The 13,777-nt window shown below is 69.3% G+C and carries 12 protein-coding genes; 8 read left to right on the forward strand and 4 right to left on the reverse strand.

The features are described 5' to 3' along the window. Both OXN85_07765 and OXN85_07770 read left to right on the forward strand, forming a co-directional pair. Positions 1–782 (forward strand): hypothetical protein (locus OXN85_07765; protein ID MCY3599852.1); only part of this gene is annotated, 782 nt, incomplete at its 5' end. Positions 783–825: 43 nt separating this feature from the next. Then, positions 826–2,217, forward strand: a complete 1,392-nt coding sequence (locus OXN85_07770; GenBank protein MCY3599853.1) for an amidase — start codon at positions 826–828, stop codon at positions 2,215–2,217. 27 nt (positions 2,218–2,244) lie between these two features. Here the strand turns inward: OXN85_07770 and pheA are convergent, their stop codons facing one another. Then, positions 2,245–3,132 carry a prephenate dehydratase gene (gene pheA / locus OXN85_07775; GenBank protein MCY3599854.1) on the reverse strand — a complete coding sequence of 296 codons (888 nt, stop codon included), beginning with the start codon at positions 3,130–3,132 and terminating at the stop codon, positions 2,245–2,247. Between the two features lie 135 nt (positions 3,133–3,267). On the opposite strand from pheA, the gene OXN85_07780 reads away from it, so the two are divergent. Together OXN85_07780 and OXN85_07785 are read left to right on the forward strand one after the other, a co-directional pair. After that, positions 3,268–4,497: a 6-bladed beta-propeller gene (locus tag OXN85_07780; protein ID MCY3599855.1), complete on the forward strand. Its 1,230-nt coding sequence runs from the start codon at positions 3,268–3,270 to the stop codon at positions 4,495–4,497. A gap of 113 nt (positions 4,498–4,610) precedes the next feature. Beyond that, a complete protein-coding gene (locus OXN85_07785) occupies positions 4,611–7,847 on the forward strand; it encodes a glycosyl hydrolase (GenBank protein ID MCY3599856.1) in 3,237 nt (1,078 codons plus the stop codon). A 117-nt stretch (positions 7,848–7,964) separates the two neighbouring features. Here OXN85_07785 and OXN85_07790 read toward each other — a convergent pair whose 3' ends face one another. Further along, positions 7,965–8,924, reverse strand: a complete 960-nt coding sequence (locus OXN85_07790) for an aldo/keto reductase (GenBank protein MCY3599857.1) — start codon at positions 8,922–8,924, stop codon at positions 7,965–7,967. Between the two features lie 275 nt (positions 8,925–9,199). Between OXN85_07790 and OXN85_07795 the strand changes: the two genes are divergently transcribed. Together OXN85_07795 and OXN85_07800 are read left to right on the forward strand one after the other, a co-directional pair. Then, positions 9,200–9,484, forward strand: coding sequence for a type II toxin-antitoxin system Phd/YefM family antitoxin (locus OXN85_07795; GenBank protein ID MCY3599858.1), 285 nt, complete (start codon positions 9,200–9,202; stop codon positions 9,482–9,484). Beyond that, entirely contained in the window at positions 9,481–9,879 is a 399-nt protein-coding gene (locus OXN85_07800; protein MCY3599859.1) for a type II toxin-antitoxin system VapC family toxin, read from the forward strand. Before OXN85_07795 ends, OXN85_07800 begins: the two co-directional genes overlap by 4 nt. A 49-nt stretch (positions 9,880–9,928) precedes the next feature. On the opposite strand, the gene OXN85_07805 is transcribed toward OXN85_07800, so the two are convergent. After that, positions 9,929–10,840 carry a hypothetical protein gene (locus OXN85_07805; protein MCY3599860.1) on the reverse strand — a complete coding sequence of 304 codons (912 nt, stop codon included), beginning with the start codon at positions 10,838–10,840 and terminating at the stop codon, positions 9,929–9,931. 177 nt (positions 10,841–11,017) lie between these two features. Here OXN85_07805 and OXN85_07810 point away from each other — a divergent pair, with 177 nt between their 5' ends. Next, entirely contained in the window at positions 11,018–11,596 is a 579-nt protein-coding gene (locus OXN85_07810) for a DinB family protein (protein ID MCY3599861.1), read from the forward strand. A 60-nt stretch (positions 11,597–11,656) separates the two neighbouring features. Here the strand turns inward: OXN85_07810 and mtnA are convergent, their stop codons facing one another. Further along, positions 11,657–12,754 carry an S-methyl-5-thioribose-1-phosphate isomerase gene (gene mtnA, locus OXN85_07815; GenBank protein MCY3599862.1) on the reverse strand — a complete coding sequence of 366 codons (1,098 nt, stop codon included), beginning with the start codon at positions 12,752–12,754 and terminating at the stop codon, positions 11,657–11,659. 100 nt (positions 12,755–12,854) lie between these two features. Between mtnA and OXN85_07820 the strand changes: the two genes are divergently transcribed. Continuing rightward, positions 12,855–13,777, forward strand: a 923-nt coding sequence (locus tag OXN85_07820; GenBank protein MCY3599863.1) for a S9 family peptidase, incomplete at its 3' end; no start/stop codon positions are given.

Genomic DNA, 13,777 nt, shown 5'->3' on the forward strand with positions numbered 1-13,777 from the left:
CCCGCTGCGACCGGTTGCTGTACCCGAATCTGGCCGACGCGCCCAGGGACGCGGGCTGCCTCGCCGGCTCCGAGCTGGGCGGTCTGTACTCGTACGACCCGGAGCCCGGACTCGGCGGCAGCGTCGCCGCGGGATACTCGTTCGGGCCGCTCGGCGTCGAAGTGGAGGCGCTGCAGCGACACCAGATCATCCAGAACACGTTGCTGATGCTCGGTACGCAGGCCGGCGCCGCGATCACTGGCAAGGAGACGGAATGGAGCCCCACGCGACCGCCCTGGGGGGACATCTCCGAGTTCCGGGGCCGGCAGTTCTTCGCCAACCTCACCTGGTCGCTTCCGACCGGAGGCCGCCTGACGCCCTATGTCGGAGCGGGAGGGGGGCTCTCCCAGGTCGCCTACCGCTACTATATCGGCTTTGCCCGCAAGTCGATCGCGGAGGGTTATCTCGAGGTCTTCGGCGGATCGCGCTCCGAGCCCGGAGCCTCGCCCGACTGGCAGCGCGCCGCGGCGGGAACGGTCAGCGAGTTGACGACGGACATCGCCGAAATCGGACTGGGATTCCAGCTCCTGGCCGGCGTGGACTACGCCCTCTCCGACGAGGTCTCCATCGGCCTGAAGGGTCGCTGGGTGCAGACGCCGGACCTCAGCGTGGACGCGCAGTGGACGACGATTCGAAGCCACGCGCCGGTGCACGCGGACGGGGTCACGCCCTTCGTCTCCACGCTGGAGTTCACCCGGCTCGGATACTGGGCGGTGGGCGCCAGCATGAAGTACCGGCCGTAGCCATCTCGCTCCGGTGGCGCGTGTGCGGCTCGGACGGAAATCAATGACTCACACCTCCATTCGTCGCGTCGCGTCGGAAGTCCGAAGGGGTCGCGGAGGGGCGCGGCGCGAGGCGGACGCCGCCACCCGTCGCCACGAGACCAGCGATCTGGATGCGTACATCGCGTTCGACGCCAGGGCGCTGCGGCGGCAAGCGGACGCCATCGATGCCGCTGCCGCCCGCGGCGAGGATCCGGGCCCGCTGGCGGGCGTCACCGTATCCGTCAAGGACCTCTATGCCCTCGACGGCACCCCGCTGTACGCCGGCACGAAGCGGGCGCTCCCCGCCTGGCCCGAAGGGTTCCTCGTGACGTCGCTGCGTCGATTGGGCGCCGTGTTCACCGGCAAGACGCACACCGTCGAGTTCGCTTTCGGCGGGGTCGGGCTCAACCCGAACACGGGGACGCCCGTGAACCCGTGGGATCCGGCCGAGCACCGGGCCCCCGGCGGTTCGTCGGCGGGCGCCGGCGTGAGTCTGTGGGAAGGTTCCGCCCGGATCGCGCTCGGCACGGACACGGGGGGTTCGATTCGAATCCCCGCCTCGGCGACCGGGGTCGTGGGTCTCCGTCCCACCACCGGCCGCTGGCCGACCACCGGCGTCGTCCCCCTCAGCACATCGCTCGACACGGTGGGAATGCTCGCCCACACCGTCGAGGACCTTCGCTACGCCTTCCGTGCCATCGACCCGCCCGCGCGAGCCGGGAAGGCGCCGGCCGACCCGGTCCCGGACAGTGTTTCGGGGCTGAGGATCGGGGTCCCCGATTCCCGCCTGTGGACGGACGCGGAGCCCGCTATCGCGGCCGTCGTTCAGGACGCGCTCGCCGAGCTCGAGGCCGCCGGTGCGACGCTTCTCGACATCGCTGTGCCCGAACTCGACGAAGCCGGGGAGCGCTACTTCGACGGCCGGATCGTGCAGCCGGAGTTCCTCGGGTTCCTGGAACGAGAACTGCCGGAGTGGATTCCGCTGCTGCACTCGATCATCGGCAAGCGGCTGGGAGCGGCGGGCGCCGTGCGGGCCGTCGACTACCTGGCCGCCCTCGACGCGCGCCGCCGCCTGTCGGCGCGGGCCCACGCCCGACTGACCGCGGAGCGCGTGGACCTGTTGGCGACGCCCACCCTGCCGACCGCGCCGCCGCCGCTTACTGCCCTGTCGCGCCTGGGCGCGTACCGCGACGCCAACCGCGCCATGCTCTCCGGCACCTGCCCGGCCAGCATGCTCGACATGTGCGCAATCTCGCTTCCCGCCGGGCTGGACGGAGAGGACATGCCCGTCGGTCTCCATCTGATGGGACCCTCGGGCGGGGATCTGAGGCTCCTCGCGCGGGCGGCCGCCGCGGAGGAAGTCCTCGGGACGAACCTGACCCGACTTGGAAGGCCGCCGAGGATCGCGGGATAGTCGGTCCGAACGCCACGGGGCCGGACGCTAGGGGGCCGGGTCGGATGCCTTGGGATAGGACCCCAGGATCTTGAAGGACGACGCGCGCTCCCTGATTCGGTCCAGTGCCTCCGCTACGAAGCGGTCGGTACGGTGCCCCTCGAAATCGATGAGAAAGACGTACCGTCCGAGGCTGCTCTTCGCGGGGCGCGATTCGATCTTCAGCATGTTGATCCGCCGGTTCGCCAACTCGCCGAGCGCCTGGTAGAGAGTGCCCGGACCGTCGGCCGCGAAGTCGAAGCAGATCGACGTCTTGTCCTTTCCCGTAGGTTCGTGATCCCGCTGCGCCAGCACGGCGAACCGGGTGCGGTTCCCCGGCACGTCCTCGATGTGACCTTCGCGCACGAAGGCGTGGCGAACCTCGGCCGCCCGCAAGCTCGATATGGCCGCCGCTCCGGGCCCGTCGATCCGCATGTCCTCCACGGCCCTCACCGTGCTCAGCGAGGCCACGGGTTCCGCGTTCGGCAGTTTGCGCGCCAGATAGTCCCGGCACTGGGCGATCGCCTGCGGATGGGAATAGACGACCCGTATTTCGTCGAAATCGACGCCGCCCTCCGTCAGCAGACAGAGGTGGATCGGAAGGACGACTTCACGTCGGATCCGTAGGTCCGTTCGGTGGACGAGGAGGTCGGTCGTCACGGTGACGGGGCCTTCCGTGCTGTTCTCCAGCGGGACGAGCGCCTCGTCGATCTTCTCCTTCTCCGCCGCACGCACGACGCTCTCGATGTCCCCGAACGGCACGTGACGCGCCAGCGGATCGTAACGCCGCGCCGCCTGCTCGCTGAACGTTCCGGGAGGCCCGAGGTAGCCCACCCTGGTCCGTCCGCTCCCCATTCCCCAGACCGTCTCCGCAAGCTTCCGCGCACTACCCCGCATCGCGTTCATCCGGTAAGGTACACCGCCCGCACCCGATGCGCGCCGCGAGGCTCGCGGAACTTCCGGGCCTCGCGAGACGTTCGTCGAAGCATGGGCTCTCGCTTGACGCTCTGCTCAACGACTGGGGTACGCGACATGATCCCGCGACCTGAACGGCTGCTGCTGACGATGCTCGGCATGCTGGCGGCGGCTTGCGACCAGGAGAACGCCAGCTTCAGCGCCACGATGGTCGCCGACAGCGCCGGCATCGCCATCGTGACGAGCGATCCCCTCCATAGCATCCGGCGCTGCACGGTCAGCGGCGAACCGAGCTTCGCCGTGGGGGAGGTCTCCGGCGATGACCGGTATGAATTCTACGCTATTCGCGGTCTCGTACGACTCTCGGACGGGTCCGTGGCTGTGGCCGACGAAACGACGTCGAGCGTCCGCATTTTCAGCGCGACAGGAGAATATGTCCGCTCAATGGGGCGGCGGGGCGAGGGTCCCGGCGAGTTCCGGGATCCGCATCTCATGTGGACCCTCCCCGGCGACACGATCTGGGTGGGCAACCTGCGGCCGTGGTACTTCAACGTATTCACGGCCGCAGGCGAGTTCGTTCGAATAGTCCAGATCAGCCCCGCCTACGCGAATCCAAGCCGCGGCGGCGGAGTGCTGTCCAACGGCTCGTCGATCAACGTGCGCGTGGAAGGGGGCGGGGAAGATTATCGTACGCCCCAGGACGTCTTCGTTGACGTCCACACGCGGGATGGGGGCCTCGTCGGTACCCTGATGACCCTGGAAGGACGCCGATACGGTCCCCCGAGCGGTCCCATCAACCTGGTTCTCGACCCCCTCTTCGAAGCCGCGCCCTCCGTCGATGCCGACGGTGCGACGATTGCCGTGACCGACGGTCGCGAGCCGGAAGTGCGGCTGCTGGACGAGGAGTTTCGGTTGCGGCGGATCGTTCGCTGGGTCGACGGCGACCGGGACGTAACGGCCGCACACGCGAGCGCCTGGCGGGAGGATTTTCTGGAACGGCGGCGGCGGGAGGGGAGGGAACCAGGCCCTGTCGCCGACCTCATGGCGAGCGAGGATCGTCCCGTCGCCGACCGTTTCCCCGCCTCGAGCGGCGTCGACGTAGGGCGGGATGGCCGCGTCTGGGTCGGTCGCTACCCGAAGCCGCGGGAGTCGGTCGGCTGGCTCGTATTCGAGGGAGATGGCGAGTTTCTCTGCCATCTTGAGTCGGTTCCCGGCCTGGAGGTCTGGGAGTTCGGCGCCGATTACCTCCTCGGAACCCGCGAAGACGCGCTCGGAGTGGAGTCCGTCGCGATCTTTCCGTTCCAGCCTCCGGACGATACGGATGCGGGGATCCCCGACGAGAACTGACCACTCCTTCCGTCGCCGCGGAGGCTGACGGGTCGCCTTCCCCCGCCCATAACGCGGCGTCTATCTTCGGCGGACGATCATCCGTCGTCCTCGACTACGCCCGGAGCCAGGCCATGAACCGCATCCCGCGTCTCCTCTCTTCGCTGCTGGCACTTTCCCTCTTCACGCCGTTCGCCGGTCCCGGCCGCGCAAGCCCGCTGGAGGCGCAGGAGGTCGCCCCCGGAGCGGTCACGCTCGATTCCGCGTTCCTGGCGGGCTACCGCTGGCGGAACCTCGGGCCGGACCGGGGCGGCCGTTCGATCGCCACGAGCGGCGTCGTGGGGCGCCCGCTGGAGGGCTATTTCGGCGCCACCGGCGGGGGACTGTGGAAGACGAAGGACGGGGGCGAGAACTGGTTCCCGGTCACCGACTTCAAGATCACGTCGGCGTCGGTCGGGGCGGTGGCCGTCTCCGAGACCGATCCGGACCTCGTCTTCATCGGCATGGGCGAGAACTGCATCCGCGGCAACATCATGCCGGGGGACGGCGTGTACCGGAGCCGGGACGCGGGCGAGACGTGGGAGCACGTCGGCTTCTCCGAATCCGACGCCATCGCCAACATCCGCATCCATCCCACGGATCCCAACATCGTCTATGTCGCGTCGTTCGGAAAATACAGCGTGCCGAGCGAGGAGCGGGGCCTCTTCCGGAGCACGGATGGCGGCGACACCTGGGAGCGCATCCTCTTCCGCGATGAGCGCACGGGCGCCGTGGACATCGCCATCGACCGCAACAACCCGGATGTGATCTACGTGGCCCTGTGGGAAGCCTTCCGCAGGGAGTACACCATGTCCTCCGGCGGTCCCGGAAGCGGGATGTTCAAGAGCACCGACGGGGGCGACACGTGGACGGAGATCACGCGGAACCCCGGCATGCCGGAGTCGGGCGTCGTGGGCAAGATCGGGCTCGCCGTCTCGAGCGCCGATTCGGAGCGCGTGTACGCCCTGTTCGAGCACGCCGACGGGGGGCTGTTCAGCAGCGACGACGGCGGGGACACGTGGGAACTGATCAACGACGAGCGCCGCATCCGGCAGCGGGCCTTCTACTATACGCACGTCTTCGCCGACCACCACGATCCCGATGTCGTGTACGTGCAGAACACCTCTTTCTTCCGCTCGACCGACGGCGGCGCGACGTACGAGGTCATCAACAACGGGACGCACGGCGACTTCCACGACCTGTGGATCAGCCCGGAGGACCCCGCCCACCTCGTCGTGGCGAACGACGGCGGCGGCGCGGTCAGCTTCGACACGGGGCAGCACTGGACGGACCAGGAGTTCTCGACCGCCCAGTTCTACCACGGCGTGACGACGGCCCACGTGCCCTTCCACGTCTGCGGCTCGCAGCAGGACAACTCGACGCTCTGCCTGCCCTCGGCCTGGAACGCGAACCGGTTCGGCTTCGGCCAGGCGCCCGGGTTCGGCGGGGACCAGCCCGCGAGCATCACCGAGGGTTCGATGGAGGTCGCGTACCGCGCCGGGGGCGGGGAACCGGGCTACATCGCGCCGGATCCGAAGGATATCGACATCTTCTTCTCGGGGACGAACAACGGGCGCTACCTCGACCGCTACAACCGCCGCCTCGGCACGTCGCGCGAGGTGAACCCCTATCCCTGGTTCTACTCGGGCGAGCCGGCGAGCGAGATGGTGGAGCGCTGGCAGTGGACGTTCCCCATCATCTTCTCCCCCATCGACCCCAGCGTCCTCTACACCTCCTCAAACCGGCTCTGGAAGACGACGAACGGGGGCGACGACTGGGAGGCGATCAGCGGCGACCTCACGCGCGCGGACCCGATGACGCTGGGCCATTCCGGCGGCCCGATCACCGGCGACATGAACGGGCCCGAGGTCTACGCGACGATCTTCTCGGTCGGGCCGGGCAAGGTGGACATCGACGTGATCTGGGCGGGGTCGGACGACGGCCTCGTGCACGTGACGCGCGACGGCGGCGGGACGTGGACGAACGTGACGCCGCCGGACATGCCGGACTTCGGGCGCGTGAGCCAGATCGACGCCTCGGCGTTCGAGGCGGGCCGGGCGTACATCTCGGTGCGGAAACCGCTCCTCAACGACCGCTCGCCCTACATCTGGAAGACGGATGACTATGGGGCGACGTGGACGAAGATCGTGGACGGGATCCGCGATGAGGCCTACGTGCACGCCGTGCGCGAGGACCCGAACCGGGAGGGAATGCTGTACGCCGGGACGCAGCACGGCATGTACGTGTCGTACGACGACGGGGCGAACTGGCAGGAGTTGAACCCGGGGTTCCCGGACCTGCCGGTCTCGGACGTCATCGTGGAGCACAACGAACTGGCGATCGCGAGCCACGGCCGCGGGTTCTGGGTGCTCGACAACCTGGCGCCGCTCAGGCAGGCGCGCCCCGGGCTGACCGCGGAGGCGGTCGCGCTGTTCGATCCTGCCACCGCGTACCGTTCCGCCAACGGCGCGACGCTCTCGTGGTGGTTCCGGGAGGCGCCGGAGGAGGCTCGGCTCGAGATTCTCGACGCGTCGGGCACGGTGCTGCGAACCTACGAGCCGGCTCCGCGCCCGGACCCGGCCGCGGAAGGAGATTCGACGGCCGCGGAGGGCGAGGCGGCGCCGGCCCGCGACCGTTGGGCCGGACCCGCGCTGCCTGCCGAAGCGGGGCTCAACATGCTGCAGTGGGACCTTCGCGCGGCGCCCGCCGCGACCTTTCCCGGCATGATCCTGTGGGGCGTGCGCACGATGTCGCCCGCCGTGCCTCCGGGGACGTACACCGTGCGGCTGACGGCGGACGGCGAGGTGCAGGCGACGGAGATCGAGGTCGCCCGCCACCCCTGGATCGAGGACGTGACGGACGAGGACATGGAGGAGCAGTTCGAGTTCGGGATGCGGATCCGGGCGCGCGTGGACGAGGCCAACTCGTCGGTGATCGCGATCCGGCGCGTGAAGTCGCAACTCGACGACCGGCTCGAAGCCTCGGACGACGCCGCGCTCGCGGAGGCGGCGGAAGCGCTGCAGACGGCGGCTTCCGCGGTGGAGGGCGACATCTACCAGGTGCGGAACCGCAGCAACCAGGATCCGCTGAACTTCCCGATCCGGGTGAACAACCGGCTCGCGAACCTGCTCTCGATGTCCGAGCGCGGCGACGGCCGGCCCGGGAGCGGGATGTACGAGGTGTTCGAGATCATGGTGGCCGAACTCGAGGGCTACACGACCCGCCTCGACGAGGTATGGCGCGTGGAGCTGGCCGCCGTGAACCGCGAACTGGAGCGTCTGGGACTCGCCCCGGTGGATCCGGCGGACGAATCGGTCGAACTCGTCTCCTGAACGGCGGAAGGCCCCGGACGGCAGGAGGCCCGGACGGCAAAAGGCCCGGGGGCGACGTTCCCGCGGGAACGTCCTCCCGGGCCTCCGTTCAAGCTCGAGCCGTCTGAAGCGGGCGGCTCAGCCGGCCTCGGGGAGCTGGCTCACGTACTCGATCATGCGCTGCTGCTGGTCCTCGTCCGGGAGTCGTCCCATCCCGCCGCCCAGGTTGTCCACCATGTGCTCCGCGCGGCTCGTAGCCGGCGTCACCACGGTCACGGCGGGGTGCGCGGCCGCGAACTTGATGAAGAACTGGGCCCACGAATGGGCGTCGAACTCGCTCGCCCACTCCGGCACCTCGCGGTCCCCCACGCGCGACCAGAGCCGCGTGCGCCCGAACGGCACGTAGACGAGCACGCCGATGTTCCGTTCCGCCGCGAGCGGCAGGATCTCGTCGGCCGCGCTCACGTTGTCGACCGCGTAGTCGATGCCGATGAAGTCGAGGGGATAGTCCTGCATGGACTGAATGAGCGCGGGATACTGCCGCTTGCTCGTGGAAGTGATCCCGATGTAGCGGACGCGCCCGGCCGCCTTCAGCTCCTCGAGGATCCCCACCTGCACCGGCGGATCTCCGAGGTTGTGGACCTGGATGCAGTCGATGACGGGGACGCCGAAGTACTCGAACGAACGCTCGATCTGGGCCCGGGCGGCGTCCGGATCCGCGGAGCCCCCGCCCCGCCCGGCCACGTTCACCTTGGTCGCCCAGAAGATGCGGTCGGAGATCCCGAGCCTCTGGCAGATGTCTCCCGCCGCCCTCTCGGACGCCCCGCGCCCGTAGCTGGGTGCGGTGTCGAACACCGAGCCGCCGCCGTCCACCAGCGCCTGCATGACGCCTTCGATCTGCGTGTGGTCGTCGCTGAGCGCCACGCGCTGAAAGGTTGCCGAACTGCCGAGGCCGACGATCGGCAGTTCCTCCCCGGTGGAGGGAATGGGCCGCGTGATCATCTCCTGGTTCGCGAACGCGCGCAGGATGCGGGGGTTGAGAGACAGCGCCGCACCCGCGGCGGCGGTGGAGCGGAGCCAGTCGCGTCGAGTGAACATCGTCGGATCTTCCTCGTGCTGGGGTTGTGACCGAGGCGCCAAGCGTCCGTGTACCGCGCCAAACGCCAACGGTCGGGTAACACTTCACGCGGCCCAACCGCTGTGAGGTTGCCCGTGCCGTCAGGGGCGCAGCTGCGGGTGCCGTCGCGGGTGCCGGCTCGCGCACCGGCGGTAGGCGCGGGCCGGGGCCGGACTGGAGGACGATTTGACCATGGTCATGACCATGGTTCTATTGACAGTGCGTTGATGGCGTTGGACAGACTCGGAGCGGACGGATGGAATCGGATCACGAACGGCCCGCGGGGCTCCCGCGGACGATCAAGGCCTCGGAGTTCAAGGCGAAGTGTCTCAAGCTCATGGATGAAGTCGCAGAGACCGGCGAGGAAATCGTCATCACGAAGAACGGCCGCCCCGTGTCGAAGCTCGTGCCCTGCGCGGAGAAACCGGAGACGCTGTTCGGACGGTATCGTGATGTGATGCGGATCCATGGCGATATCGTGGGGCCCATGCCCAGAGAGTGGTGGGACGACGGAGACGACGCCGACGAGGATCTGTTTTGATCCTGCTCGACACACACGTCCTGCTGTGGCACGGGCGCGGGGACCGCCGGCTCGGGCGGCGCGCTCGGCGGATGATCGAGCGGGCGCTACCCCGGAGGCGGGCGGCGATCTCGGCCATATCCTTCTGGGAGATCGCGATGCGCGTCCACAGCGGGCGATTCGACCTTCTCATGGAACCGGAGGCCCTGCGTCGCGACCTCCTCGCCCAGGGACTCGTCGAAATCCCGGTCAGCGGACTGATTGGCGTGCGGGCGGGACGGCTCCCGGGCTTGCACGGCGACCCGGCCGACCGGCTTATCGTTGCCACGGCTCTGGAGGGGTATGAACTGCTCACGGCCGACCGGCGCATTCTCGACTGGTCGGGCAAGCTGAACCGGTTCGACGCGACCGAATAGTTCGGGCTGGACGTTGCCGCGGGAACGTCATGGGTTCGCAGCGATGCAATCAACTCGTGCCGGCCTCCAGGGCGGCGACCTCGGTCATGATGCGGTCGAACTGGGTGGCGGCGCGGTGCGGGGCGAGGTTGCACAGGTAGGCGTGCCGAGCCCCCAGACGGCGGAGGGCAACGATCGTCTCCGCGCAGTGCCGCTCCGGCGTGACTCCGGCTTCGAAGGCCGAAGCCACCGCGTCAACCGGCACCGGGAAGAAGCGCGACAGCCTTTCCAGTACCGTCCGGCGGCCGTTCCGGTAGTAGAAGACGCCGAACGAGCCGGGAATCTCGAGGCCCTCGCGCCCCGCGCCTTCCAGCCAGCGCTCCGCCCGCGCGAGGTCGTGGTGGGACACCACCTGCGTGAGGTAGTAGTCGGCCTCGAACTCCCGGTCCGTGGCGAAGTCGATCTGTTCGGCGATCGGGCGGTGGAGGTTGACCCAGCCTCCGAGTGACAGGCTCCGGGTCCGCTCACGGAACTTCCGTCGGAGCTGATATCCGTGGGGAACGCATCGCTCGGCGCCTCGCACCTTGTCTCCGCCCGTGACCGTGACGCTTTCGACGCCGCGGGCTCGTGCGCGGTCGACATAGCGCAGGCAGTAGTCGAGCGGGTGGAGACAGGTCAGGAAGGGAACCACCCGCCAGGGGTCGACCTCGTTCGCGAGGTTGGCCGTCAGGTGCTGGAGGTTCTCCTCCTCCTCCTCGCCCACGGCGCTGTCCGTGAGCATGAGAAAGGCGTCGCGCGCCGCGAGACCGCGGATGGCATGGGAGAGGTCGATCCACATGTCCATCGCGCCGCCCCGCGTGAGTCCGCTCCGCGGCGGCCGGAGTTCGACCGTCATCGTCGGCGTGTCCCCGCGCAGCCGCTCCACGAACCGGCTGGAGCCCGGTTCCCCGGAGGTGTGCTGGGAGGGTGCCGTGTCGCTCACGCCGGAAGATCTCGCCTTGTTTGCCACGGGCTGCCGGCCCCGCGGAGTGGGGTGTGCTGTAGTGTCGCAGCGACACCAGGATCGAAGCAGGATGCGGTTCCGGAGTTCCGTTGCAAGGGCGGCGGCCGAAGGTTCCGTTCCGACGGGTTCCATGCACCGCGACCGGGAGGAGTGCGGGTGACTGAAGAAACAACGAACGAAGCGGAGAACGAAACGATCATCGACGACGAGGCGCTGGCGGAGGACATCCTCACGCTCCTCGCGCGCACGCCCGGGACCGTGCGAGTGCTGCTCGAGGATCTGCCGGCGGAGCTCCTGCACGCGGACGAGGGCGAGGGGACGTTCAGCGCGTTCAGCGTGCTGGGGCACTTGATTCAGGGCGAGATCGACGACTGGATTCCGCGGGCGCGGTGGATTCTCGAACACGGGCGCGAACGCCCGTTCCCGCCGTTTGATCGTTTCGCGCATATCGAGCGCACGCGGGACCGCTCGCTGGCTGAGCTCCTCAACGAGTTCGAGACCCTGCGCGAGACCGGACTCGCGGCGCTGCGGGAAGTGGTCGAAGGCGAGGGCGATCTGGACGCGGGCGGACTTCACCCGGAGCTGGGCGAGGTCACGCTGCGACAACTGCTCACCACCTGGGCCGTCCACGACCTCAACCATCTCGCCCAGATCGCGCGCGTCGTCGCGCACCAGTTCGAGGATGAGGTCGGGCCCTGGAAGGCCTACCTCCCGATACTCCACCACGACCGGTAGGCACATCGCGTTGGCGGAGCCCCGCGCCCTCGGCGGCAGCCGGCGGCTGCGGCGGGGCGGCTACGTCGGCTGGTGCCGCCGCTCCGCTTCCGCGGCGCGGACGGCGGCGGCGAGGGAGTCTGTGTAGGGCGGGCGGTGGATGCCGCGCTCGGTGACGATGCCGGTCACGAGTTCGTGTGGCGTGATGTCGAAGGCGGGGCTGTACACGCCGGCCTCCTCGGGGGCGAGGAGGGGTCCGAAGCCGCGGCGGACTTCGTCCGGGTCGCGGTGTTCGATCGGGATCTCCGCCCCGGTGCGTGTGCCGAGATCCACGGTGGAGGTCGGCGCGAGGACGTAGAACGGAACCCCGTGGCGGTGGGCCAGCACGGCCAGGGGATACGTACCGATCTTGTTCGCGACGTCGCCGTTGGCCGCGATGCGGTCGGAGCCGACGAAGGCGATGTCCGGCGGGTCCGAGGCGAAGAGCGATCCGGCCATGTTGTCGGCGAGCACGGTCACCTCGATACCGGCCCGTGAAAGCTCCCAGGCGGTGAGGCGGCTCCCCTGCAAGAGCGGGCGGGTCTCGTCGGCGTAGACGCGGACCCGGCGGCCGGTCTCGGCCGCGACGTAGACCGGGGCGAGGGCCGTCCCGATGCCGCCCGTGGCGAGCGACCCCGCGTTGCAATGCGTGATCACCGACTCGCCGCCCGCAAGCAGCGCCGCCGCGTGCTCGCCGATCGCGCGGCACATGCGGCGGTCCTCGTCGTGGATGGCGTCGGCCTCCGCCGCCAGCGCCGCGGCCAGTGCTCCCGCGTCGCCGGTGGCTGCCTCCAGCCGGGCCCGCAGCCGGCGGACCGCCCACACCAGGTTGACCGCCGTCGGCCGGGCGTTCGCGAGCCCCTCGGCCCAGCCCGCAAACCGGTCCCGTAGCGTGTCCGCCGAGATTCCTTCGGCAGCGGACTGCCGCGCCAGCGCCGCGAGCCCGATGGCGGCCGTGATGCCGATGAGCGGCGCGCCTCGCACGCGCAGGCTCCGGATCGCCTCGATGAAGTCCTCGAGGGTCGACAGTTCCTTCTCCTCGTGGACGCCGGGAAGGAGCGTCTGGTCGAGGATCTGCGCGCTCCGGCCCCCGGGGGCCCAGCGGATCGTTTCCGGCACCGAAAAGTCGCGGTCGTTCATGCCGCGCAACCTATCCGGCGGCGGGAAACGCGCTACCTTGACTGCCACGGGACGCCCCGCAGGGATCGAATCAGGGATCGAATGCAGTCCAGGAGGAATCATGACGTCGTCACGAGAAGACAGGGTCGGCAGCTCCGCGGTCGCTTTCCGGGTGGCCACCGCCGCGCTCGCGTTCGCCATCCTCGCCCCCGCCGGGCCGCTGGCCGGGCAGGAGCGGAACCCGGATCACTTCGGCCCGGCGGACGTGTTCGAACTCGAAGTCGCCGGCGATCCCCGGATCTCGCCCGACGGTTCCCGGGTCGTCTACGTGCGGTCCTCGATGGACATCATGACGGACCGTCAGCGGAGCAACCTGTGGATCGTCGACTACGACGGTTCGAACCACCGTCCGCTCCTCACCGGACAGAGGAACTTCTCGTCGCCGCGCTGGTCGCCGGACGGCACGCGGCTCCTTTACGTGGCGAGCGACGAGCACGGGAAGGCACAGCTATACCTGCGCTGGATGGACACGGGACAGACGGCCCTGCTCACGCAGCTGGAGCGAGGCCCGGGCGGGCTCTCGTGGTCCCCCGACGGGAGCACGATCGCCTTCAGCATGTTCGTCCCGGACACGCCTCCGCCCTTCGCGCAGATGCCGGCGAAGCCGGAAGGCGCGACCTGGGCGCCGCCCGCCACGACGTACGAACGGCTCTACTACCGCTCGGACAGCCAGGGCTTCCTGCCGGTCGGGTACTCCCATGTCTTCGTCCTCCCCGCGGAGGGAGGGACACCGCGTCAGGTGACGCACGGCCCCTACAACCACGGCGGGGCGCCCGAGTGGACGCCCGATTCGCAGCACCTGCTGATCTCGGCCACCCGCCGCGACGACTGGGAGTACGTGCGGGACTCCGAGATCTTCGAGTTTGCCGTTTCGGATGGGGCCGTCCGGCAGCTTACGGACCGGCGCGGCCCTGACTCGAGTCCGACGGCGTCGCCGGACGGCGGCATGATCGCCTACACCGGCTACGATGACCGTTTCCTCGG

The sequence above is a fragment of the Candidatus Palauibacter australiensis genome (assembly GCA_026705295.1).
Lineage (GTDB): Bacteria > Gemmatimonadota > Gemmatimonadetes > Palauibacterales > Palauibacteraceae > Palauibacter > Palauibacter australiensis.